General features: G+C 58.1%; 21 protein-coding genes. 12 read left to right on the top strand and 9 right to left on the bottom strand.

Annotation, left to right across the window (positions count from 1 at the left end):
- Positions 1–144: 144 nt before the first annotated feature.
- Positions 145–3,384, top strand: coding sequence for a ribonuclease E (gene rne / locus HMPREF3096_RS25370; RefSeq protein ID WP_070544664.1), 3,240 nt, complete (start codon positions 145–147; stop codon positions 3,382–3,384).
- Between the two features lie 38 nt (positions 3,385–3,422).
- On the opposite strand, the gene HMPREF3096_RS25365 is transcribed toward rne, so the two are convergent.
- Positions 3,423–4,451 carry a LysR family transcriptional regulator gene (locus HMPREF3096_RS25365; RefSeq protein ID WP_176747760.1) on the bottom strand — a complete coding sequence of 343 codons (1,029 nt, stop codon included), beginning with the start codon at positions 4,449–4,451 and terminating at the stop codon, positions 3,423–3,425.
- 16 nt (positions 4,452–4,467) lie between these two features.
- Between HMPREF3096_RS25365 and HMPREF3096_RS25360 the strand changes: the two genes are divergently transcribed.
- On the top strand, positions 4,468–5,682 hold the full coding sequence (locus HMPREF3096_RS25360) for an MFS transporter (protein ID WP_008805977.1): 1,215 nt from the start codon (positions 4,468–4,470) through the stop codon (positions 5,680–5,682).
- Between the two features lie 53 nt (positions 5,683–5,735).
- Here the strand turns inward: HMPREF3096_RS25360 and murJ are convergent, their stop codons facing one another.
- The 4 genes from murJ to rimJ form a co-directional block, all read right to left on the bottom strand.
- Positions 5,736–7,271, bottom strand: coding sequence for a murein biosynthesis integral membrane protein MurJ (gene murJ, locus HMPREF3096_RS25355; protein ID WP_012968575.1), 1,536 nt, complete (start codon positions 7,269–7,271; stop codon positions 5,736–5,738).
- A 111-nt stretch (positions 7,272–7,382) separates the two neighbouring features.
- On the bottom strand, positions 7,383–8,294 hold the full coding sequence (locus HMPREF3096_RS25350) for a Gfo/Idh/MocA family protein (protein ID WP_162822797.1): 912 nt from the start codon (positions 8,292–8,294) through the stop codon (positions 7,383–7,385).
- 14 nt (positions 8,295–8,308) lie between these two features.
- Positions 8,309–8,962: a YceH family protein gene (locus HMPREF3096_RS25345; RefSeq protein ID WP_012542247.1), complete on the bottom strand. Its 654-nt coding sequence runs from the start codon at positions 8,960–8,962 to the stop codon at positions 8,309–8,311.
- 9 nt (positions 8,963–8,971) lie between these two features.
- Positions 8,972–9,556 carry a ribosomal protein S5-alanine N-acetyltransferase gene (rimJ, locus tag HMPREF3096_RS25340; protein WP_008805973.1) on the bottom strand — a complete coding sequence of 195 codons (585 nt, stop codon included), beginning with the start codon at positions 9,554–9,556 and terminating at the stop codon, positions 8,972–8,974.
- A 228-nt stretch (positions 9,557–9,784) separates the two neighbouring features.
- Here rimJ and mdtH point away from each other — a divergent pair, with 228 nt between their 5' ends.
- The 7 genes from mdtH (at position 9,785) to HMPREF3096_RS25305 (ending at position 15,156) form a co-directional block, all read left to right on the top strand.
- Complete coding sequence (gene mdtH / locus HMPREF3096_RS25335; RefSeq protein WP_012542248.1) at positions 9,785–10,993, top strand: multidrug efflux MFS transporter MdtH; 1,209 nt, start codon at positions 9,785–9,787, stop codon at positions 10,991–10,993.
- Between the two features lie 115 nt (positions 10,994–11,108).
- Positions 11,109–11,669 carry a lipoprotein gene (locus HMPREF3096_RS25330; protein WP_012542249.1) on the top strand — a complete coding sequence of 187 codons (561 nt, stop codon included), beginning with the start codon at positions 11,109–11,111 and terminating at the stop codon, positions 11,667–11,669.
- Positions 11,670–11,794: 125 nt separating this feature from the next.
- A complete protein-coding gene (pyrC, locus tag HMPREF3096_RS25325; RefSeq protein WP_008805970.1) occupies positions 11,795–12,841 on the top strand; it encodes a dihydroorotase in 1,047 nt (348 codons plus the stop codon).
- A gap of 73 nt (positions 12,842–12,914) precedes the next feature.
- On the top strand, positions 12,915–13,166 hold the full coding sequence (dinI, locus tag HMPREF3096_RS25320; protein ID WP_002898994.1) for a DNA damage-inducible protein I: 252 nt from the start codon (positions 12,915–12,917) through the stop codon (positions 13,164–13,166).
- Positions 13,167–13,470: 304 nt separating this feature from the next.
- Complete coding sequence (gene bssS, locus HMPREF3096_RS25315; protein ID WP_008805969.1) at positions 13,471–13,725, top strand: biofilm formation regulator BssS; 255 nt, start codon at positions 13,471–13,473, stop codon at positions 13,723–13,725.
- 126 nt (positions 13,726–13,851) lie between these two features.
- A complete protein-coding gene (gene solA / locus HMPREF3096_RS25310) occupies positions 13,852–14,970 on the top strand; it encodes an N-methyl-L-tryptophan oxidase (protein WP_008805968.1) in 1,119 nt (372 codons plus the stop codon).
- A 72-nt stretch (positions 14,971–15,042) separates the two neighbouring features.
- Positions 15,043–15,156 (top strand): DUF2770 family protein, encoded by a 114-nt coding sequence (locus HMPREF3096_RS25305; protein ID WP_002898988.1) that lies wholly within the window; start codon positions 15,043–15,045, stop codon positions 15,154–15,156.
- Here HMPREF3096_RS25305 and HMPREF3096_RS25300 read toward each other — a convergent pair.
- On the bottom strand, positions 15,142–16,206 hold the full coding sequence (locus HMPREF3096_RS25300) for an oxygen-dependent tRNA uridine(34) hydroxylase TrhO (RefSeq protein WP_008805967.1): 1,065 nt from the start codon (positions 16,204–16,206) through the stop codon (positions 15,142–15,144). The two genes, HMPREF3096_RS25305 and HMPREF3096_RS25300, sit on opposite strands and share 15 nt — an antisense overlap.
- 205 nt (positions 16,207–16,411) lie before the next feature.
- Between HMPREF3096_RS25300 and HMPREF3096_RS25295 the strand changes: the two genes are divergently transcribed.
- The 3 genes from HMPREF3096_RS25295 to HMPREF3096_RS25285 all read left to right on the top strand — a co-directional run bounded on the left by HMPREF3096_RS25295 (position 16,412) and on the right by HMPREF3096_RS25285 (position 19,219).
- Positions 16,412–17,332: a Kdo(2)-lipid IV(A) acyltransferase gene (locus HMPREF3096_RS25295; RefSeq protein ID WP_004140735.1), complete on the top strand. Its 921-nt coding sequence runs from the start codon at positions 16,412–16,414 to the stop codon at positions 17,330–17,332.
- A gap of 170 nt (positions 17,333–17,502) precedes the next feature.
- A complete protein-coding gene (gene mdtG, locus HMPREF3096_RS25290; protein ID WP_008805966.1) occupies positions 17,503–18,741 on the top strand; it encodes a multidrug efflux MFS transporter MdtG in 1,239 nt (412 codons plus the stop codon).
- Positions 18,742–18,832: 91 nt separating this feature from the next.
- Entirely contained in the window at positions 18,833–19,219 is a 387-nt protein-coding gene (locus tag HMPREF3096_RS25285) for a MysB family protein (protein ID WP_012542251.1), read from the top strand.
- Here HMPREF3096_RS25285 and HMPREF3096_RS25280 read toward each other — a convergent pair whose 3' ends face one another.
- From HMPREF3096_RS25280 to mdoG, 3 genes are all read right to left on the bottom strand, one after another.
- Positions 19,220–19,447, bottom strand: coding sequence for a YceK/YidQ family lipoprotein (locus tag HMPREF3096_RS25280; RefSeq protein ID WP_008805964.1), 228 nt, complete (start codon positions 19,445–19,447; stop codon positions 19,220–19,222). It lies immediately after the preceding gene.
- Between the two features lie 66 nt (positions 19,448–19,513).
- Positions 19,514–22,042, bottom strand: coding sequence for a glucans biosynthesis glucosyltransferase MdoH (gene mdoH, locus HMPREF3096_RS25275; protein ID WP_032729944.1), 2,529 nt, complete (start codon positions 22,040–22,042; stop codon positions 19,514–19,516).
- A complete protein-coding gene (mdoG, locus tag HMPREF3096_RS25270; RefSeq protein ID WP_012968580.1) occupies positions 22,035–23,588 on the bottom strand; it encodes a glucans biosynthesis protein MdoG in 1,554 nt (517 codons plus the stop codon). The genes mdoH and mdoG overlap by 8 nt, the downstream gene beginning before the upstream one ends.
- Positions 23,589–23,716 lie beyond the last annotated feature (128 nt).

The raw sequence follows: 23,716 nt of genomic DNA, 5'->3' as shown, positions 1-23,716 counted from the left end.
CGACCGACACTCTGCGCCTCTTAAGCGCGCGACAACCGTGAGGTTGGCGACGTGAACCAGACACGAGGCCATCGGTTTTCCCCCGGAAAGGCATTACTCTGCCCGCAGCTTAGTCGTCAATGTAAGAATAATGAGTAAGTTACGATGAAAAGAATGTTAATCAACGCAACTCAGCAGGAAGAGTTGCGCGTCGCCCTTGTTGATGGGCAGCGCCTGTACGACCTGGATATCGAAAGCCCCGGGCACGAACAGAAAAAAGCGAACATCTACAAAGGCAAAATCACCCGCATTGAACCTAGCCTTGAAGCCGCGTTTGTCGATTACGGCGCCGAGCGTCATGGTTTCCTCCCCCTCAAAGAAATCGCCCGCGAATACTTCCCCGCTAACTACAATGCGCACGGTCGTCCTAATATCAAAGACGTGCTGCGTGAAGGTCAGGAAGTTATCGTGCAGATTGATAAAGAAGAACGCGGCAACAAAGGCGCTGCGCTCACCACCTTTATCAGCCTGGCAGGCAGCTATCTGGTCCTGATGCCGAACAACCCGCGCGCGGGGGGAATTTCCCGCCGTATCGAGGGCGACGACCGCACTGAACTGAAAGAAGCGCTGGCGAGCCTGGAGCTTCCGGACGGCATGGGTCTTATCGTTCGCACCGCTGGCGTCGGCAAATCTGCCGAAGCCCTGCAGTGGGACCTGAGCTTCCGCCTGAAGCACTGGGAAGCGATTCAGAAAGCCGCGGAAAGCCGTCCGGCGCCGTTCCTGATCCACCAGGAAAGCAACGTGATTGTCCGCGCATTCCGCGATTATCTGCGCCAGGACATCGGCGAAATCCTGATCGATAACCCGAAAGTGCTCGAGCTGGCGCGCCAGCATATCGCCGCACTGGGTCGTCCGGATTTCAGCAGCAAAATCAAACTGTACACCGGTGAAATCCCGCTGTTCAGCCATTATCAGATTGAATCGCAAATTGAGTCCGCCTTCCAGCGTGAAGTGCGCCTGCCTTCCGGTGGGTCTATCGTTATCGACAGCACCGAAGCGCTGACCGCGATCGATATCAACTCCGCCCGCGCCACCCGCGGCGGCGATATCGAAGAGACAGCCTTCAATACCAACCTTGAAGCGGCTGACGAGATTGCCCGCCAGCTGCGTCTGCGCGACCTCGGCGGCTTGATCGTTATCGACTTTATCGATATGACCCCGGTTCGCCACCAGCGTGCGGTGGAAAACCGTCTGCGTGAAGCCGTTCGTCAGGACCGCGCGCGCATTCAGATTAGCCATATTTCGCGCTTCGGCCTGCTGGAGATGTCTCGCCAGCGCCTGAGCCCGTCGCTGGGCGAATCCAGCCATCACGTCTGCCCGCGCTGCTCCGGCACCGGTACCGTGCGTGATAACGAATCGCTGTCGCTCTCTATTCTGCGTCTGATTGAAGAAGAGGCGCTGAAAGAGAACACCAAAGAAGTCCACGCCATCGTTCCGGTACCGATCGCCTCTTATCTGCTGAACGAAAAACGTGCCGCAGTGAGCGCAATCGAATCCCGTCAGGGCGATGTCCGCGTCATTATCGTGCCAAACGACGAGATGCAGACGCCGCACTACTCCGTCCTGCGCGTGCGTAAAGGTGAAGAGACCTCAACGCTGAGCTATCTGCTGCCGAAGCTGCATGAAGAAGAGATGGCGCTGCCTGGTGACGAGGAGCCAGCAGAACGTAAACGTCCGGAGCAGCCTGCGCTGGCCGCCTTTGTGATGCCTGACGCCCCACCGGCACCGATGCTGGAAGAGCCTGTGGCTGCCCCTGCGGTCGCCGCTGCCCCGGTCGCGGCCGCCGCGCCGGCCCAGCCGGGACTACTCTCACGCTTCTTCAGCGCGCTGAAAAATATCTTCTCTGGCACTGAAGAAGCCAAGCCGGTTGAAGTTCCGGTCGAGAAGAAAGCGGAAGAAAAACCGGAGCGTCAGCAGGAGCGCCGTAAACCGCGGAGCAACAACCGCCGCGATCGCAACGACCGCAACGATCGCCGTGATAACCGCGACAATCGTGACAACCGTGATAACCGTGACAATCGCGACACCCGTGCGGACAATGCCGAGGGTCGTGAGCCGCGCGAATCGCGTGAAGAAAACCGTCGCAATCGTCGCGAAAAGCAGCCGCAAAACGTAGAAGCGCGTGACGCTCGCCAGACCGTCGGCGATGACGCGGACAAAGCCAAATCCTGCGACGAGCAGCAGCCGCGCCGCGAACGCTCCCGCCGCCGCAATGACGATAAACGCCAGGCGCAGCAGGAAGCCAAGGTGCAGACGCGTGAAGAGCCGGAAGTACAGGAGACTGAGCAGGAAGAGCGTGTGCAGACTCTGCCGCGTCGTAAACCGCGTCAGCTCTCCCAGAAAGTACGCATTGAGTCAGCCGTTGCCGAGCAGACTGCCGAGATCGCGCCTGAGACCGTTGTGGCTGAAGTCGCCACCCCGCGCAGCGAGCCGGTGAAAGCCGAACTGCCGGCGGTAGTGGAAAACGTAGTGGAACACGATGAAAACGGCGAATCCCGTGAAGCGAACGGTATGCCGCGCCGCTCTCGTCGTTCCCCGCGTCATCTGCGCGTGAGCGGTCAGCGCCGTCGTCGCTATCGTGACGAACGCTATCCGACCCAGTCGCCGATGCCGCTGACCGTCGCCTGCGCCTCGCCGGAGATGGCTTCCGGTAAAGTCTGGATCCGCTACCCGGTCGTTCGTCCGCAGGACCAGCAGCCGGAAGAGGTTCCGGTTCAGGACACCAGCGCCATTGAAGCCGTCGAAGCTATTGCGACACCGGTTGCCGTAGTTGAAACCGTCACTGCCGCGCCAGTTACCGTCGAGCCGGCGACCATGGAGCCCGTTACCGCTGAGCCGGTGGTCGTCGAACCCGTCGCGGCCGCCGAGCCGGTTATCGTTGATACTCCGGAAATTGTCGAGCCAGCCGCTGTCGAGCCAGCGCCGGTCGAAGCGCCAGCTGTCGAAGCGCCTCAGGCTATTGCGCCAGTGACGATCGACGCCGAGCCGGTCACGGTTGAACCTGAAGTGGTGGAAACGGCGCCTGTCGTTGAAGCGCCAGTGGAAACCATCGTTCCGGCCACGGAAACCGTGGTGGAAGCACCGGTGACCGAAGCCGCCCCAACAGCCCCTGCCGAACCGGTCAAAGCTGAAACGCCGGTAAGCAAACCCGTGGTTGTGGCTGGCGATCGCCATGCTACCGCGCCGATGACCCGGGCGCCTGCTCCGGACTATGTCCCGGAAGCGCCGCGCCACAGCACCTGGGTGCGTCCGCCGTTCGCTTTTGAAGGTAAAGGCGCCGCCGGTGGTCATAGTGCGACGCGTAAAGCCACCGCAGAACCGACCCGCCCACAGCCCGTCGAATAAGCGTGCTTAATAAAAAAACCGGCCTCTGGCCGGTTTTTTTATGCGCTTTGCGGACGCTGCATCCCGGCCAGATCCGGCATGATCTCCCGCATCAGGTCAAGGAACTTACGCAGGCGTGTCGGATAATAGCGCGCCCAGGGATAAACCAGATGAACCGGTAGCGAGGCGGGACGCCACTGCGGGAACAGCTCAATCAGCCGTCCGGCGGCAATATCCTCCACGACTGTCCAGCTGGACACCATCGCCACCCCCAGCCCCGCCAGCGCGGTATTTCGCGCGACGTACAGGCTGTCAGTGCTCAGGCAGGGGGTGATGGCCGTCGAGACGATTTGCCCACTTTTCAGATGCCGGAGCCGTACCTCATGCTGATAAAAGGTATTAATGGCGATCCACGGCAGGCCGGATAGCGCCTCCAGCGAGGTTAACGGCGGGTACTTCGCCAGGAGTTCAGGGGAAGCCACCACGCAGCGCGGCACTTCCGCCAGCAGCACGGATACCGTGGCCGGATCCACCTCCGCGCCAACGCGAATGGCGCAGTCGATATTATCGCTGAGAAAGTCGACGGTATTATCATTCAGCATCCACTCGACCGACAGTTGCGGATGACGCTGCAGAAATGCGACCAGCGGCGCCAGCAGCTGTTGCTGGCCAAAAGCATGGGGCGCCCGTACCCGCAGCACCCCCACGGGCTGATCGTCGGCAATACGCAGATCATCCTCCAGCGCCAGCCAGGCGTCCACGACCTGACGGGCATGGCGATAACAGCGTTCGCCATCGTCAGTAAGCTTCATCGCATGAGTGGTGCGCAGGATCAACTTCACCCCCAGCAGTCCTTCCAGGGACTGCAGGCGGCGGCTGACGGTTGCCTGGGTGGTATCCATCTGCCCCGCGGCGGCGGAGAGTGAGCCGGCCTCTATAATACGAATATAGGTGCGCATCAGCTCAATGCGGTCTATACGCTCCTGTCTTTTCATTTTTCTTTTGCCTATACGTGCTACGTATAACCGTTTTACCACCAGCCCGGCTACCGCGCCAGCTGCATTCAGGGAAAAATAGCGCCATCGCATCTATGAGGTACTGATCATGACACCGACTTCCCTTTCCACCCGCGACGCAGGCTGGATTATCTTCATTCTCGCACTCGGCGCCGGCTTTAGCGTCGCCTCTATCTATTATGCGCAGCCGCTACTGCCGCTGATGGGCGCCAATCTCCATCTGTCGGTAGAAGGGATGGGGCTGGTTCCTACCCTGACGCAGGCTGGCTACGCGCTCGGCATTCTCTTCCTGCTCCCGCTCGGCGACCGTCACGATCGCCGCCGGCTGATCCTGCTGAAGAGCGCAATGCTGGCGATCCTGCTGTTCCTGTGCAGCCTTACCGGCCAGCTCACCTCACTGCTGGTGGTCAGTCTGCTGATCGGTATGGCGGCCACCATGGCGCAGGATATCGTCCCGGCGGCGGCGATCCTCGCTCCGGCAGGCAAGCAGGGAAAAATGGTGGGCACGGTGATGACCGGGCTGCTGCTGGGGATCCTGCTTTCCAGGACGGTCAGCGGCGTAGTGGGCGCCGTATTCGGCTGGCGGGTGATGTATCAGGCGGCTGCAGTCAGCGTGGCGCTGATTGGCCTGGTGATGTGGCGGGTCCTGCCGCGCTTCGCCATTCACTCGACGCTGAGCTATCCGCAGCTGATGGCCTCAATGGCGCATCTGTGGCTGCGTTATCCGGCGTTACGCCGCGCTGCGCTGGCTCAGGGGGCGCTCTCTGTCGCCTTTAGCGCTTTCTGGTCGACGCTGGCGGTGATGCTCTCAGAACACTATCACATGGGGAGCGCAGTAGCGGGTGGCTTTGGTATCGCCGGTGCCGCCGGGGCGCTGGCGGCACCGCTGGCCGGCGGACTGGCCGATAAGTTTGGCGCCGGTAAAGTGACTCAGATGGGCGCGGCGCTGGTCACCCTCTCCTTCGCCCTGATGTTTATGCTGCCGCTGCTCCCTCTGCATGGCCAGCTGGCGCTGATTGCTCTCTCGGCTATTGGCTTCGATCTCGGCCTGCAGTCAAGCCTGGTGGCACATCAGAACCTGGTTTACAGCCTGGAGCCGCAGGCCCGTGGCCGCCTGAACGCTCTGCTGTTCACCGTGGTCTTTATCGGGATGTCGCTGGGGTCGGTGCTGGGCAGCAAGCTGTACGTGCTGGCCGGCTGGAACGGAGTGGTCACCCTCGCCGTCGTCAGCGGGGCAATTGCCCTGGCGATCCGCCTGCTGGAGAATGCGCGCCTCATCGCAGCCGAACGCCGCACATCATAAAAAAAACCCGCTTCGCCTGAGCGAAGCGGGTTTCCTCTTTCCGTCGCAATGGCTTACGCTGTGCGACGGGCAAACTCTTTTACGCGGAAGCCCAACACCAGCAGCGTAGCGAAATAAGCCACTACTCCGGCGACCACCACCACCAGCAGGCGCATCAGGCGGAACGGCATCGTCCCCTGAGACCACTCCGGCATGAGATGCATGACGCCCAGCAGCGCCGCGGCCATCACCACCACCGCCGCGACCAGACGCAGCAGGAAAGTCAGCCAGCCGGGCTGTGGGGTGAAAATTTTCTGTTTACGCAGTTGCCAGTAGAGCAGCGCGGCGTTCAGGCAGGCCGCCAGCCCTATGGACAGTGACAGGCCCGCGTGCTTGAGCGGGCCGATAAACGCCAGGTTCATCACCTGGGTCATAATCAGGGTGACAATGGCAATCTTCACCGGCGTTTTGATGTCCTGACGGGAATAGAAGCCCGGCGCCAGCACTTTCACCACGATAAGCCCCATCAGCCCCACGGAATAGGCCACCAGCGCGCGCTGGGTCATCGCCGCGTCAAAGGCGCTGAATTTACCGTACTGGAACAGGGCCACGGTCAGCGGTTTAGCGAGGATCCCCAGCGCCACCGCGCTCGGCAGCGCCAGCAGGAAGCAGAGTCGCAGGCCCCAGTCCATCAGGCGGCAATACTCGTCATGGTTACCACTGGCGAAGCTTTTCGACAACGACGGCAGCAGGATGGTGCCAAGGGCCACGCCCAGGACACCTGACGGAAACTCCATCAGACGGTCGGCATAGTACATCCATGACACCGATCCCGACACGAGAAACGAGGCGAAGATGGTATTGATGATGAGGGAGATCTGGCTTACCGACACGCCAAGGATCGCCGGCCCCATCTGCTTCACTACCCGCATCGCGCCAGCATCTTTCAGATTAATTCTGGGCAGAACCAGCATGCCAATCTTCTTCAGGTGCGGCAACTGGTAGGCCAGCTGCAGCACGCCGCCGACCGTCACCGCCCAGGCCAGCGCCAGCACCGGCGGATGGAAGTACGGCGCGGCAAACAGCGCAAAGCTAATCATGCTGACGTTGAGGAACGTCGGGGCAAAGGCCGGCACCGAGAAACGGTTCCAGGTATTGAGGATCGCCCCCACCAGCGAGGCCAGGGAGATCAGCAAAATATAGGGGAAGGTAATGCGCAGCAATTGGGTGGTCAGCGCAAATTTATCGGCGGTATCAGCAAACCCGGGGGCGGTGATGGTGATCACCCACGGCGCCGCCAGCATCCCGATAACGGTGACGATCGCCAGGGCCAGGGTCAGTAATCCGGAGACATACGAGACAAAAACCCGGGTGGCATCTTCGCCCTGCTTGCTTTTATATTCGGCAAGGATCGGCACAAACGCCTGCGAGAAGGCGCCTTCGGCAAAAATACGCCGCAGCAGATTAGGCAGTTTGAAGGCGACAAAAAAGGCATCGGTCGCCATCCCGGCACCAAAAATGCGCGCCACAATCGCATCGCGGGCAAAGCCCAGCACGCGCGAAAACATGGTCATCGAACTGACGGCCGCCAGTGATTTTAAAAGATTCATTACGCTGTTATTCCAAACCCTGGAGTAAAACGCCCGCAAATGCGGGCGCTGGAAAGTGGCGATAGTCTACCGGGTTCAATATGAATTACTACTGTCAGTTGTTACAACGGATTATTCGCTGATGGCGTCGCGCCAGAGTTTGTCAACCACCCGCTGAGCCAGCAGCGCCTGTTCGCCAGCGGTTTCCGGAACCGTCTGATTTTGCACGCATTCGATGAAATGTCGCGCACAGCCGACAAAACCGCGCTGCTCGAGGGTGGTTTGCCAGCCCGCCACCGGGCGCTGGACCACGCCAAGGCCACACTCCTCCTGCCATTCGCGCATCTCACTCACCGCATATAACCCGCCATCGGTGACCGCCTGCACCCACTCACGCTGGCTTCCGGCACGGCGGTGCATGCTGGTGGTAACCTGCAGCCGGGGCGAACTGAACTGGTGTTCGGCATAGAGCATTTCACCCTGAGGAGTGATCTGCAACGTGCCGCCGCGCAGGCGCGCCTGACCATCAGCCAGCCACAACGCAGTATCCACCACGTGCAGATAGTCATCGAGAAGGGTAAAGCGCAGATCGTTGCCTACGCTGTCGCTACGATGCTTATCCATCCGCAGCGAGGCCACCTCGCCCAGCCGCCCCTTCAGTTCACGATAGAGTGGCGCAAAGCGGCGATTGAAACCGACCATCAGCGTCAGATGACGCCGGGCAGCCAGCTCGACCAGCGCTTCCGCCTCGCTCAGCTTGTCCGCCAGCGGTTTATCCACACAAACATGAACCCCGGCATTCAACAAGTGATTCACGACTTCATAATGTGAAGCCGTCGACGTATGGACAAAGACCGCATCGCACTCCGCCGCCAGGGCATCCAGCGAATCAGCATACGGGATCCGCCAGGTTTCGCAGATGCGCAACGCCTTCTCTTTTCCCGGCGACCAGGCTGCCTGCAGCGTCCAGCTTTCCGCAGCGCCTAACACCGGCAGCCACGCTTTCTGCGCGATGCCCCCTAAGCCAACCACCCCAATGCGCAGTCTTGTCCCCACGTTTAGTCCCCCAGATGGTGTAACAGCGAGTCAAGGCGCGCTTTCAATTCCGCCACCTCGCCTTCCAGTGCTTCAACCCGGGCACGCAGATCGTCATCGTCTTCCAGCGGCGAGAGTGCTTCCACCGTGGTGATCAGCGTGTCCATGTCATCGCAAAACAGATGCATATAGCGGCTTTCCCGTTTCCCCGGTTCCCGTGGCAGGCGGGCAACAAAAGGACCATCCTCGCGCGTCGCTAACCCTTCCAGCACGCTTTCCACTTCCGCCATATCGCTGAACTCATGCATCCGCTGCGCGCGGCTACGGAGTTCACCCGGCGTCTGGGCGCCGCGCAGCAGTAGCGTCGTCACCACCGCTACTTCGCCGGCGCTGAGTTTCAGATCGCCAAATTCAGAGTTGCAAAAGCGCTGCTCATACTTGGTCACTCGATTGCCGAATCCGCTGACCGTGCGCAAATAGTGGCGCTTCACCAGGGTATCCAGCAGCGTCTGGACCTCGCCTTCGCTCAGCGACATCACCGGTTCGCGGTTGGTTTTCTGATTGCAGGCGGTCACCACGGCGTTCACCGACAGCGGGTACTGCTCGGGCGTGGTAACCTGCTTTTCCAGCAGACAGCCAATGACGCGCGCTTCGTGCGCGGTTAACTGATATTTCATCCTCTCTCCTTAGCGCCCTGCTGACCAGTCCGGCGTCGTTAGCGCCGTCAGTACATGGTCACGCCACTGCCCATCAATCAGCAGATAATCTTTGGCGTAACCCTCTTTTTCGAACCCCAACCGCGCCAGCAGCGCGCCGCTGCGCTGATTATGCGGCATATAGTTGGCCATAATGCGATGGATATGCTGCGTGCGCTGCATATAGCGAATCGCGGCGGTCAACGCTTCAAACATCAGCCCCTGCCCTTGCCACTTCTCGCCAATGGAGTAGCCGAGATAACAGGCATGGAATGATCCGCGAACTACGTTGGAGAAATTCGCCACGCCAACGATCTCTTTTTCCTCCGCATCGAGCAGCGCGAAATAAAATGCAGACCCCTGCTTATGAAACTCGCCGATCATTGACAGACGCGCCTGCCACCCGGAGGGATAGCAGTGGCTGTCGTCACGTACCGGCTCCCAGGGTTTTAAGAACACTTTATTCTCGGCGTAATAATCGGCCAGACGCCAGGCGTCACGATCGTGGACCAGGCGCACCACCAGCCGGTCCGTCGTCAAACGCACCTTCGGCACGTTACTGCGATAGCCAAACATTTCCTTTTCAGTCCCCCTGACTTCAATCTTGCTCTCATCACTATACCTGTCCTGCACGATAGTGTGAAAACAGCAACATACCATTTTCTGCGCCATCTCCTCTTTTCGATGAATAGGCTCAATCGAACTTGCTTTTTGATAAAAAAATATTGTCGCAAGGGTGCTGGGAAAAGCAGCAGATTGCCCGCAGAATATCCTCGCTTATCTCTATTTTTCCCTGGAGGGGAAATGTCCCGCGTCTCGCAGGCAAGGAGCCTGGGTAAATATTTCCTGTTAGTCGATAACATGCTGGTCGTACTGGGCTTTTTTGTCGTTTTTCCGCTGATTTCCATCCGCTTTGTCGATCAGATGGGTTGGGCAGCGCTGATGGTCGGCATTGCGCTCGGCCTGCGCCAGCTGGTGCAGCAAGGATTAGGCATTTTTGGCGGCGCCATTGCCGACCGCTTCGGCGCGAAACCCATGATTGTCACCGGCATGCTGATGCGCGCCGGCGGCTTCGCGGCGATGGCCGTTGCCCATGAGCCCTGGGTGCTCTGGCTCTCCTGTATCTTGTCCGGGTTAGGCGGCACGTTGTTCGATCCGCCACGAGCCGCGCTGGTGGTCAAACTGGTGCGCCCGCATCAGCGCGGCCGCTTTTTCTCCCTCCTGATGATGCAGGACAGCGCCGGCGCGGTGATTGGCGCCCTGCTGGGCAGTTGGCTGCTACAGTATGACTTCCGTCTGGTGTGCAGCGCCGGCGCCGCGCTGTTTATCGCTTGCGCCGCGTTTAACGCCTGGTATCTGCCAGCATGGAAACTGTCCACGGTGAAAACGCCAGTCCGCGAGGGGCTGGGACGGGTGCTGCGGGATAAGCGCTTCGTCACCTATGTCCTGACGTTAACAGGCTATTACATGCTGGCGGTGCAGGTGATGCTGATGCTGCCGATCATGGTGAACGACATTGCCGGTTCGCCGGCCGCCGTGAAGTGGATGTACGCCATCGAAGCCACCATTTCGCTGACCCTGCTCTATCCCATTGCCCGCTGGAGCGAGAAACGCTACCGCCTTGAGCACCGGCTGATGGCCGGTCTGCTGGTGATGACGCTGGCGATGCTGCCGATTGGCATGACCAGCAGTTTGCAGCAGTTATTTACCCTGATCTGCCTGTTTTACATCGGTTCGATCATCGCGGAACCCGCCAGGGAGACGCTGGGCGCCTCGCTGGCGGATGCCCGGGCGCGCGGCAGCTATATGGGGTTCAGCCGCCTGGGTCTCGCCTTCGGCGGCGCGCTGGGTTACGCGGGCGGCGGCTGGCTGTTTGATGCCGGCAAAGCCGTGGGCCAGCCCGAACTGCCGTGGCTGATGCTCGGCGCCATTGGGTTTATCACTTTCCTTGCCCTGTGGTGGCAATTCAGTCCAAAACGCTCCGCCTCCGGTATGCTGGAGCCGCGCACCTAAGAGCGTAGGTCCGCGGTTTCTCCTGCCTTTCAGCCTATTCTGCTGGCATGAAGAATGCTGACAGGTCATGATGCTTTGTGTCAGGATGAATGATGGTACGAGCTTGAGGAACCCCATGAAAAAAATATTGATCGCCGCGGCGCTGATTGTCAGCGGTCTGCTGAGCGGCTGTAACCAGTTGACCCAATACACGGTAAGCGAGCAGGAGATAAACCAGGCGCTGCAGAAGCGTAACCATTTCGCCAAAGATATCGGTCTGAAAGGCGTTGCCGATGCCCATATTGAGCTGCAGAACCTGACCAGCGCTATTGGCCGTGAAGAGCCGGGTAAAGTCACGCTGACCGGGGTCGCCAACGTCGATCTGAACTCCCTGTTCGGCACCCAGAAAGCGACGATCGATCTGAAGCTCAAAGCGCTGCCAACCTTTGACAGAGAGAAAGGCGCTATCTTCCTGCAGGAAATGGAGGTGGTCGATGCCAAAGTGGCGCCCGAGAAGCTGCAGTCGGTGATTCAGGCCCTGCTCCCCTATCTGAATCAGTCGCTGCGCAGCTACTTCAGCCAGCAACCGGCCTATGTCCTGCGTGAAGACGCCAGCACCGGCGAAGCGCTGGCGAAGAAATATGCCAAGGGCATAGAGGTGAAACCGGGCGAAATTGTCATCCCCTTTACCAATTAATCTCCAGGGCGCTACGGCGCCCTGAATTTTTTACGGAAATGAGTGCAAAGGAAAACGTTTACGCTTATCCTTAGTGCCCGGCAAAAAACAGCCCTGATGACTGAACCTATTAGCCGGAGCCTTCCATGACAGCACAACCCCAGGTATTGAAAATCCGCCGCCCAGACGACTGGCATATCCATCTGCGTGATGACGATATGCTGAAAACCGTCGTGCCTTACACCAGTGAGTTTTATGGCCGGGCGATCGTGATGCCGAATCTGGTGCCGCCTGTCACCACCGTCGCGGCGGCTATCGCCTATCGCCAGCGCATTATGGACGCCGTCCCGGCCGGGCACGATTTTACCCCGTTGATGACCTGCTATCTGACAGACTCCCTCGACCCGGCGGAGCTGGAGCGCGGCTTTAACGAAGGTGTGTTCACCGCCGCCAAGCTCTACCCGGCCAACGCCACGACCAACTCCAGCCACGGTGTCACCAGCACCGACGCCATTATGCCGGTGCTGGAGCGGATGGAAAAACTGGGAATGCCGCTGCTGGTACATGGGGAAGTCACCCACGCCGAGATTGATATTTTCGATCGTGAAGCGCGCTTTATTGACACGGTGATGGAGCCCCTGCGCCAGCGCCTGCCCGGTCTGAAGGTGGTCTTTGAGCATATTACTACCAAAGATGCCGCCGAATATGTGCGTGACGGCAATGAACTGCTGGCGGCCACTATTACCCCGCAGCACCTGATGTTCAACCGCAACCATATGCTGGTCGGCGGTATTCGTCCTCACCTGTACTGCCTGCCGGTACTCAAACGCAATATTCATCAGCAGGCGCTGCGCGAACTGGTCGCCAGCGGCTTTAGCCGCGCCTTCCTTGGCACCGACTCCGCGCCGCACGCCCGCCATCGTAAGGAAGCCAGCTGCGGCTGCGCCGGCTGCTTCAACGCCCCGACCGCCCTCGGCAGCTACGCCACCGTGTTTGAAGAAATGAACGCTCTGCAGCACTTTGAAGCCTTCTGCTCGCTGAACGGCCCGCGCTTCTACGGTCTGCCGGTCAATGAAAGCTATGTTGAGCTGGTGCGTGAAGAGACCACGGTCGTTGACAGCATTGCGCTGCCCAATGATAGCCTGGTCCCGTTCCTGGCGGGTGAAACCGTTCGCTGGACGATGAAGCGATAAAAAACGTAGCCCCCTGTTGTCAACGCCCACCGGATACTGTATAAATAACCAGTATCAAACACAGGGGGCAATTATGCGCATCGAAGTGTCTATCGCCAAAACGACCGCCTTACCCAACGGCGCGCTGGAAGCGCTGAATAACGAACTCTCCCGGCGTATCGCCGAGCAATTCCCGGCCATCGACAGTCAGGTGAGCGTGCGCTACGCCACCGGCAACCAGCTCTCGGTGTTCGGCGCCCTGAAAGAAGACAAAGACCGGATAAGCGAAATCCTGCAGGAAACCTGGGAAAGCGCGGACGACTGGTTTGTCCACGATCTCTCCTGAAGCATGGCGGGATCCAGTTACTCTGGTTTGCTCCCTCATTGTGCTTTTCTTTGCCGGGTCGCCCCGGCTTTTTTCTCCCCGCCTCTTGTTCAGAATATTCCTGATTATTCTGCTTAATATCGGCTAAAATGGCCATTTCCCGCGCTTATCTTGCGTAAAAAAGCGGCGAAAACAAGAAAATCATGCTGCCTTTCATTTAATTTCTCGAGTTTATTCTTGATCCCTGATATAATTAACTTGCTTCAAAAAACATGCATTAAACCTCGAGAATTGTTGTCTTTTAACATATGAATAAGGGGTTATGATGGAAAAAAATAATGAAGTCATTCAGACCCATCCCCTCGTTGGATGGGACATCAGCACCGTTGATAGCTACGATGCGCTGATGTTGCGCCTGCACTACCAGAACCCCACTCAAGAAAACAGTCATGATGCTGAAATTGGCCAGACGCTATGGCTAACGACGGACGTCGCACGTCAATTTATTTCAATCCTGGAAGCAGGCATTGCGAAGATTGAATCTGGCGAATACCAGGAAAACGAGTACCGCCGACATTAACGCGATACGGGGAATGACTAAACAATAGTCTTAACAGGCACCTGCGGGTGCCTGAATTATTTTCGGGCTTGTATAAGCGCAGGGAGTTAATTACCCTGCTAATAAGGCAATTACCCGGAACTCACCATGCAATACGATCTTATCATTATCGGCAGCGGATCGGTCGGCGCTGCCGCTGGCTATTATGCGCGTCGTGCCGGACTCAATGTTCTGATGACCGATGCCCACCAACCTCCCCATCAGGAGGGCAGCCATCATGGCAGTAGCCGTCTTATCCGTCACGCTTATGGCGAAGGTGAAAAGTATGTTCCGCTGGTGCTGCGCGCCCAGCAGCTGTGGGATGAACTGGCTGAAATCAGCGGCGAAGCCGTTTTTGAACGCACCGGCGTCATTAACCTCGGCCCCGCCAGCTCTCCTTTCCTGGCCAACGTCGCCGCCAGCGCCAGGGCGTTCGATCTTGAGGTTGAAGAGTTAGATGCTCAGGCCGTCATGCAGCGCTGGCCGGAGATACGCCTTCCCGACGACTATCGGGCGATTTTCGAACCGGCGTCCGGCGTACTGCGCAGTGAGCTGGCTGTCGAGACCTGGATACGTCTGGCACGGGAAGCTGGCTGCGCGCAGCTATTCAACTGCCCGGTCTCAGCCATTCATCACCATGCAGACGGGGTCACCATTGATACCCTTGACGGTGAATATCACGGCAAGAAATTGCTGATTAGCGCCGGTACCTGGGTCACCCGCCTGCTTCCGGACCTCCCCATCCAGCCGGTACGTAAGGTTTTTGCCTGGTTCCAGGCCGATGGCCGTTACAGCAGCAAGAATCATTTCCCGGCATTCACCGGCGAGCTACCCAACGGCGATCAATACTACGGTTTCCCGGCGGAAGATAACGAGCTAAAGATCGGCAAGCATAACGGCGGTCAGCCTGTCTCCACGCCGCAGGAGCGATCGGCGTTTGGCGCTGTCGCCAGCGATGGTTCCGAATCCTTTCCGTTTTTACGTAACGTCCTGCCCGGGATCGGCGGCTGTCTGCACGGCGCCTCCTGCACCTATGACAACACGGTCGATGAAGATTTTATTATCGATACGCTCCCTGGCAGACCAGACACGCTGCTGATCACCGGTCTGAGCGGCCATGGCTTTAAGTTTGCGCCGGTGCTGGGAGAAATTGCCAGTCAGTTTGCCCAGGGACAGACGTCGACCTTTAACCTGACGCCTTTCTCACTGGCGCGCTTTAGCTCATAACGGAATGCGGCACGCTTGCCGCCGGAAAAAAAACGGCCTCTGTGTCGAGGCCGTTAGTCATTGAGAACGGTTATGCGTCGCCTGTTTAATATGCTGGTTAACAACGTGCGCGAGCACTTTATGATCTACCTTGCGCTGTGGTTGCTGCTGGCGATCATCGATCTCGTCTGGTTATGGTTTTTCTGACGACTCCGGCTCGGGGATCCCGAGTTTGGTGTTCAGTCGGCCACGCGATTTGTTAAAGATTTTATTGCCGTTTTCGCGTCCGGCGCGCAGTTTGCGCTGCTCCTCTTCCGGCAGCTTATGCTCTTCCATGCACGCTTCGCTACAGCAACCGGCAAACTTCTCAGCGCAGCTCGGGCACTGAATAAACAGCAGATGACAGCCATCATTCAGGCAATTGGTATGGGTATCGCACGGCGCGCCACACTGATGACAGTGCGCGATGACGTCATCGGAGATACGCTCGCCCATCCGCTCATCAAAGACAAAGTTTTTGCCAATAAAACGGACCGGCAGCCCCTGCTCACGTGCGCGGCGGGCGTACTCAATAATCCCGCCCTCGATATGCCAGACCTTATTGAAACCGTTATGCTTCATCCAGGCGCTGGCTTTTTCACAGCGAATACCGCCGGTGCAATACATAACAATTTTCTTGTCTTTGTGGTCCTGCATCATTTCCACGGCTTTCGGCAGCTGGTCGCGGAAGGTATCCGCCGGGATCTCCAGCGCGTTTTCGAAATGACCCACCTCATATTCATAGTGGTTACGCATATCGATAAATACCGCATCCGGATCGTCAAGCATGGCATTGACGTCCGCCGCCTTGAGATAATCCCCAACATTGGAGGCATCGAAAGAGGGATCGTCGATGCCATCGGCGACAATACGGTCACGCACTTTCAGGCGCAGCACCCAGAAAGATTTCCCATCGTCCTCGAGGGCGATATTGAAACGCAGCCCCGCCAGCGCCGGATCGAAGCCATAGAGAAACTCACGCAGGGCTTCAACGTTGCTTTCCGGCACGCTGATTTGCGCGTTGATCCCTTCCCGGGCCAGATAAATACGGCCAAAGACCTTCAGCTGGGTTAAGGCAACCCATAACGCATCGCGAGTGGCTTGTGGGTCGACAATGGTGAAATATTTATAGAATGAGATCGTCGTGCGCGGCTCGGTCTCAGCCAGCATTTGCGCCTTTAACGTCTCATTTGAAATGCGGTTGTGTAACACTGGCATGGTGTACCTGCTCGACATAGAAATGAGGAAATAAACGGCGGGCATGATATAGCAAAGCTAATTAATTTACATCCCTACATTTTACGCTACATTTCTCTCACCCGGTCGCGCCCCGCTTAACAAAACGAGCTGACTGTCGCCGCCTTTGGCTGGCCGGTAAAAAAATGCGATAATATAAGACGTTGCTCACTGATACGGGTATGAAATGACTCATTTGCCTAAATTTTCTCCGGCGCTGTTGCATCCGCGCTATTGGCTGCTGTGGCTGGGTATCGGCCTGCTGTGGCTGGTTGTCCAACTGCCCTATCCGCTGATTTACCGCCTGGGAAATGCCATCGGCCGGCTGGCCATGCGCTTTATGAAGCGTCGGGCGAAGATAGCCTACCGCAACCTTGAACTCTGCTTCCCAGAGAAAAGCGAGCAGGAACGTCACCGAATGGTGGTGATGAACTTTGAATCGGTGGGGATGGGACTGATGGAGACGGGGATGGCCTGGTTCTGGCCGGTTCGTCGTATCGCCCGCTGGACCGACACCATCGGCTTTGAGCATATCCGCGATGTGCAGGCGCAGCAGCGCGGCATTCTGCTGATCGGTATTCACTTCCTGACCCTCGAGATGGGCGCGCGAATGTTCGGTATGAATGAGCCGGGAATTGGCGTCTATCGCCCCAACGACAACCCGGTGATCGACTGGCTGCAGACATGGGGCCGCTTGCGCTCAAATAAGGACATGATTGACCGTAAGGATCTGAAAGGGATGATCCGGGCGCTGAAAAAAGGTGAAGTGGTCTGGTATGCGCCGGATCACGATTACGGTCCGACCGCCAGCGTCTTCGCCCCACTGTTCGCTGTCGACCAGGCGGCGACCACCTCCGGCACCTGGATGCTGGCGAAAATGTCCAAAGCCTGTATCGTCCCCTTCGTCCCGCGTCGCAAACCGGATGGTAAAGGTTATGAACTGATTATCCTGCCGCCAGAGTGTTCCCCGCCGCTGGACGACGCGGAAACCACGGCCGCCTGGATGAACAAGATTGTTGAGCAGTGCATCATGATGGCCCCGGAACAATATATGTGGCTCCACCGCCGCTTCAAAACCCGCCCCGAGGGCATGCCCTCCCGCTACTGATCCCTTTTCCCGGCCGCGCATGTGGCCGGGAATGCGCTTCTCGCTCATGCTTAAGGCTCTGCTTTAGCTTTAAAAGCTCTCCTCCATTGCGGCATTTATTTCCCAGGCGCATAATTAGCAGGCTCATATTTTCTCTTAATTTGACCTGCCGCGCAGGCCAGTGGAACCCTATGTCCTCTGCTGATACCCCTATTAACTGGAAACAAAATCTGACCGTGACCTGGCTCGGCTGCTTTTTAACGGGCGCCGCCTTCAGTCTGGTTATGCCCTTTCTGCCACTCTATGTCGAACAGCTCGGGGTCACCGGGCATAGCGCGCTGAACATGTGGTCCGGGCTGGTCTTTAGTATCACCTTCCTCTTCTCCGCCATTGCCTCACCGTTCTGGGGCGGTCTTGCTGACCGCAAAGGACGAAAAATTATGCTGCTGCGTTCCGCCCTCGGAATGTCCGTAGTGATGATGCTGATGGGGATGGCACAGAATATCTGGCAGTTTCTGCTGCTACGCGCACTGCTCGGCCTGCTGGGCGGCTTTATTCCCAACGCCAACGCCCTGATTGCCACCCAGATCCCGCGCCACAAAAGCGGCTGGGCGCTGGGCACGCTGTCAACCGGCGCGGTGAGCGGCGCCCTGCTCGGCCCGCTGGCGGGTGGCTTCCTGGCCGACCACTGGGGCCTGCGCACCGTCTTCTTTATGACCGCGGCGGTGCTGTTTATCTGCTTCCTGTTTACCCTGTTTTTAATCCGTGAAAATTTTGTGCCGATCGCCAAAAAAGAGATGCTCAGCGCCAGAGAGGTTTTCTCCTCGCTACAGAATCCCAAGCTGGTGCTCAGCCTGTTTGTGACCTCGCTGATCATCCAGGTGGCCACCGGCTCCATTGCGCCGATTCTGACGCTTTACGTGCGCGATCTCGCGGGCAACGTCAGTAACATCGCCTTTATTAGCGGGATGATCGCCTCGGTGCCGGGAATAGCCGCGCTGATGAGCGCCCCGCGGCTGGGCAGGCTCGGGGATCGTATCGGGCCGGAAAAGATCCTCATCGTCGCGCTAATTATCTCTGTGCTATTGCTGATCCCGATGTCGTTCGTTCAGACCCCACTGCAGCTGGGTATCCTGCGTTTCCTGCTCGGCGCGGCAGACGGGGCACTGCTGCCGGCAGTGCAAACCCTGCTGGTGTATAATTCCACCAGCCAGATCTCCGGGCGTATCTTTAGCTATAACCAGTCGTTCCGCGATATTGGCAACGTCACCGGCCCCCTGATAGGCGCCTCGGTGTCCGCCAACTACGGTTTCCGCGCGGTATTCCTGGTCACCGCGGGCGTGGTGCTCTTTAACGCCATTTATTCTACCCTCAGCCTGCGCCGACCTGCCGCGGAAGCCTCGCAGCCTGACCGCCATTCAGTAAATTAATGTCCAGAGGGGCCCAGCCCCTTGACGCTTTGGCTACCGCCTTCTATAGATTGAATCGTGTTCAATTCATATTCTTCTCAGGAGATTCGCTATGCCAAAGGATTCGATGTTCTATGCCACGCTCGAAGAAGCTATTGATGCAGCACGCGAAGAATTTCTCGCCAATAATCCTGACAGCGATGAAGAGAGCGCTAACGTTGAGCAGCTTAATATTCAAAAGTATGTGCTGCAGGATGGCGATATCGCCTGGCAGGCCGAATTTTTTGCTGACGAAGACGAACAAGGCGAATGTTTACCGATGCTCAGCGGCGAAGCTGCGCAGAGCGTTTTCGACGGGGATTATGATGAGATAGAGCTGCGCCAGGAGTGGCTGGAGGAAAATACCCTCCATGAGTGGGATGAAGGCGAATTCCAGCTCGAGCCCTCGCTGGACACCGAAGAGGGACAGACGGCGGCCGACGAGTGGGACGAGCGCTAATCAGTTATAGGGCCCGTGGCTGGCATCCAGCGGCAGCAGCAGCGTATCGAACACCAGCGAGAACGGAAGGTCCAGAACGGTGAGATAGCGCCATGCCGAGTCGCGAACGTCCCACTGCACGCCCGGGTAATATTGATTGCCATGCCCCTGCCCGGGCACCGTCCGGCTGATAATGCTGCCGCAGCCGCTCAGCAGCAGCGCCATGGCAATGATCGATAATATTCGCATTCACAACCTCGTGTTTCAGATAAAAAAATACCGGCATCGCTGCCGGTATTTTCCTTTACGTACGGCTTATTTCGTTTTCAGCGCCAGCGGGTTAAGCGCTAACTGCTGATAGGCGTTGACCCACGATGAATATTTCTCCGGCGCGGCCCAGACGCGATAGTGCAGACGCGACATGGTCACCGGGTCGCTCAACAGCACCAGTCGACGATCGCGGTTCAGCTTATCCGGCGTTTCGTTCAGCGCCTGCTCAACGTGGCGCTCGCGAGCGATCTCAAGGATATGACCATGACGGTGGCGCGCGGTGGCCATCGCCGTGGCGAGGGCGTTAAACGACGGATTGAATACCGCGTGCATAAAGCCATCGTCCAGTGAACGCTGACGGTTCAGCGTCAGGTACGCGTCGGTATCCTTGAGCACCTGCGGCGGCGAATACTCTTCCGGGATCAGGAACAGCTTCCAGCGCTTGGTGCGCAGGCCCACGGTCGCCCGGCTGGAGATCGCCGACACGAACGGCGACAGGATCAGCGAGACGACGATCGGCGCCAGCCAGAACAGGAAGCGCAGATCCAGCCATGCCATTCCGACTGCCCATACCAGCCCCAGCAGCAGCTGCGAGCCGTGACGCATAAAGGCTTCTCCCCACGGCGTGGAGTCATCATCACGCTGCGGCGAATTCCACACCACTTCCCAGCCGAGGAAGGCGCTGACCACGAAGACGGTGTGGAACAGCATGCGAACCGGCGCCAGCAGGACCGAGAACAGGACCTCCAGCAGCAGAGAAAGCGTGACGCGGATAAATCCGCCATACTCTTTCGGCCCTTTACACCACACCAGAATAATACTCAGCAGCTTCGGCAGGAACAGCAGCACCATGGTCGAAGCGAACAGCGCGATGGCCAGCTCTGGACGCCACTGCGGCCACACCGGGAACAGCTGACGCGGCTGCAGGAAGTACTGCGGCTCGGTCAGGGCATGCACCACCTGTAGCGCCGTCGACAGGGCAAGGAACATAAACCACAGCGGCGCCGACAGGTACGACATCACGCCGGTGAGGAACACCGCCCGGTGAACCGGGTGCATCCCTCTGACGAGGAACAGGCGGAAGTTCATCAGGTTGCCCTGACACCAGCGACGGTCGCGTTTCAGCTCGTCCAGCAGGTTCGGCGGCAGCTCCTCATAGGAGCCCGGCAGATCGTAGGCAATCCACACCCCCCAGCCGGCACGGCGCATTAGCGCGGCTTCGACGAAGTCGTGCGACAGAATCGACCCGGCAAAGTTACCCTCGCCCGGCAGCGGCGCCAGCGCGCAGTGCTCGATGAACGGCTTCACGCGGATAATGGCGTTGTGTCCCCAGTAGTGGGACTCCCCCAGCTGCCAGAAGTGCAGACCGGCCGTAAACAGCGGACCGTACACCCGGGTGGCAAACTGCTGGCAACGCGCATACAGCGTGTCCATGCCCGAAGCGCGCGGGGATGACTGGATGATCCCGGCGTTCGGGTTCGCTTCCATCAGGCGCACCAGGCTGCTCAGACACTCGCCGGTCATCACCGAGTCTGCGTCCAGCACCACCATATAGCTGTACTTGCTGCCCCAGCGGCGGCAGAAATCATCGATGTTGCCGCTCTTACGCTTCACGCGACGACGGCGACGACGATAGAAAATCTGCCCTTCGCCCTGCACTTCGGCAATCAGCTCCATCCACGCCTTTTGCTCAGCCACACAGATATCGGGGTTATAGCTGTCGCTGAGAATATAGACGTCGAAATGAGCGGCGTTACCGGTCGCTTTCACCGACTCCCAGGTCGCCCGCAACCCGGCGAAAACGCGGTCAACGTCTTCGTTACAGATCGGCATAATAAGCGCCGTACGGTGCGCCGGGTTCAACGGTTCGTCACCAACCGTCGAGGCGGAAATACTGTACTTGTCGCGGCCAATCAACAGCTGCAGAAAGCCCATTAACGCAGTCCAGAAGCCGGCGGAAACCCAGCAGAACAGCACCGCGAAGAGGATCAGAATGCCGCTCTGCAACACGTACGGCAGCAGCTGCATGAACGAGATCCACAGGTTCTGCCCCACCATGTCGGCCGGGTTGATCAGCGCCCAGCCCTGATAAGGCAGAATGGTTTTCATATACCAGGTGGCCACCACGGTCTGCGACAGCGTCAGCAGCAGCAGGATGTAGCGACGAATGGTGCCGACGGTACGCCATTTTTGCTCACTCTCGCGCTCTTCTTGCGTCAGGCGGGAGAGATAGCGCGGCGTGACATCGCGGCCGCGCAGACGATCCCAGAAGCGGCCGACCGGGTTAGTCCGCCACGGGTCCGGGATCATCGAGGAACGCCTGGCTTTCGGCATAGCATGCAGCTGGGTACGACCTTCGTCATCCTTCACCAGTTGATCGCCAGAAAGCGAATCCGGCCAGCTGTGCGCCAGACGCGCCTTCACCGACCCCAGCGGAGAGTCGTCTTCGCGAGCGAAGGTCTGATGTTCGTCATCCAGGGCCTGATGAACGGCCTGCAGACTGGTGTCCGGCAGCGCCGATTTTTCGGCGTCCGACAGCGGCAATGCGTCAATGTACTTCGTTATCTTATTCATTGGCAGGCAGCTGATAGCTCCAGGTTTCGCTCAACGTGTCATCACCGTTAACCAGTGCGGCACGCATTTCCGTCGTTTTCTTCGGATCTTTGACCTTCAAACGCAGGATCATCCGCCAGCCTTTGGTCACTGGATTGTAACGCACGGTATTTTCAACGATTTCCGCGTTATCGCCGGTGCTCGCCTGAGCAGCGACCGGGGTATCCGCTGGCAGTTTCTTCATATCGGCGCCGGTGAAGTCGACAATGAAGGCAACCGTACCGTCCGGCTGACGGATCAGGTTCGACTGCTTCACGTCGCCGGTAGAGCGGCGGGTCTGCATAACGTAAGCGTTATCTGGCGCATGCAGCTTGTCTTCATCGCGGCTGAAGGTGATGGTGTATTTGAAGTTCATCTCCTTGCCCGGCTCCGGCAGCTGATCCGGCGTCCAGTAAGTCACGATGTTATCGTTCGTTTCATCGTTGGTCGGAATTTCAACCAGCTCGATTTTCCCTTTGCCCCAGTCCCCTTTCGGGGTGATCCAGGCGCTTGGACGCAGGTCATAACGATCGTCGAGATCCTCGAAGCGCGAGAACTGACGGCCGCGCTGCAGCAGGCCAAACCCTTGCGGGTTTTCCATCGCATAGCTGCTGACAGCCAGGTGTTTCGGATTGTTCAGCGGACGCCAGATCCACTCGCCGTTACCGGCCAGGATAGACAGACCATTGGAGTCGTGCAGCGCCGGACGATAGTTGAGCGTCGGAGAAGGCTGGTTGGAACCGAACAGGAACATGCTGGTCAGCGGCGCCACACCCAGTTTGCCGACTTTGTCACGCAGGTAAACTTTGGACTGGACGTCCACGACGGTGTCGCGTCCCGGCATGATGACAAAGCGATAGGCGCCGGTTGCCCGTGGGGAATCCAGCAGTGCATAGATAGTCAGACGCTTGTCAGTGGCTTTTGGACGTTCGATCCAGAACTCACGAAAACGCGGGAACTCTTCGCCGGACGGCAGCGCGGTATCGATAGCCAGACCACGCGCGGACAGACCGTAAACCTGACCCTGACCCAGCACGCGGAAGTAGCTGGCACCGAGCATGCTGACGATTTCATCGTTCTTATCTTTGCTGTTGATCGGATACAGTACTTTGAAGCCGGCGAAACCGAGGTCTTTCACCGTGTCTTTATCGTGCTGGACGTTACCAAAGTTGAAATAGTCCGGACTATATTTAATTTTGCGCACGCTGGTCGCCGTCACTTCATTGATGGTGACCGGCGTGTCGAAGTACATCCCCTGATGGTAAAATTCAAGCTTGAATGGGGTTTTCTGGTTATTCCAGTAAGCTTTATCGTGATTAAACTGAATTTGCTGGTAGTCCGCGTATTTCATGTCGCGGAAAGCGGAGGGCAGGTTACTCTTCGGCGCTTCATAGCCTTTCCCGGCTAACGTTTTGGCCTCTTTTGCAACGTCATCAATGCTAAACGCCCATGCAGATGAAGTACACAGGGACAACATTACGGCTGCGCTTAACCAACGCATTTTCATCATCTGTGGTTTATGTTTCATATAAGTAAGCACTTCCCCCTTTGTGTGCTTAAATCGATCCGATCTATTTTAATGGAAACTCAGGCAATCCGACAACATAATCCCTGCTTTGTTCAGCCTGGCGGCACAGGGAATAAACAGTTCGCTGT

Source organism: Klebsiella sp. HMSC25G12 (assembly GCF_001807705.1).
Lineage (GTDB): Bacteria > Pseudomonadota > Gammaproteobacteria > Enterobacterales > Enterobacteriaceae > Klebsiella > Klebsiella variicola.
The sequence above is the reverse complement of the archived record's forward strand: the minus strand, read 5'-3'. Positions and strand labels throughout refer to the sequence as shown.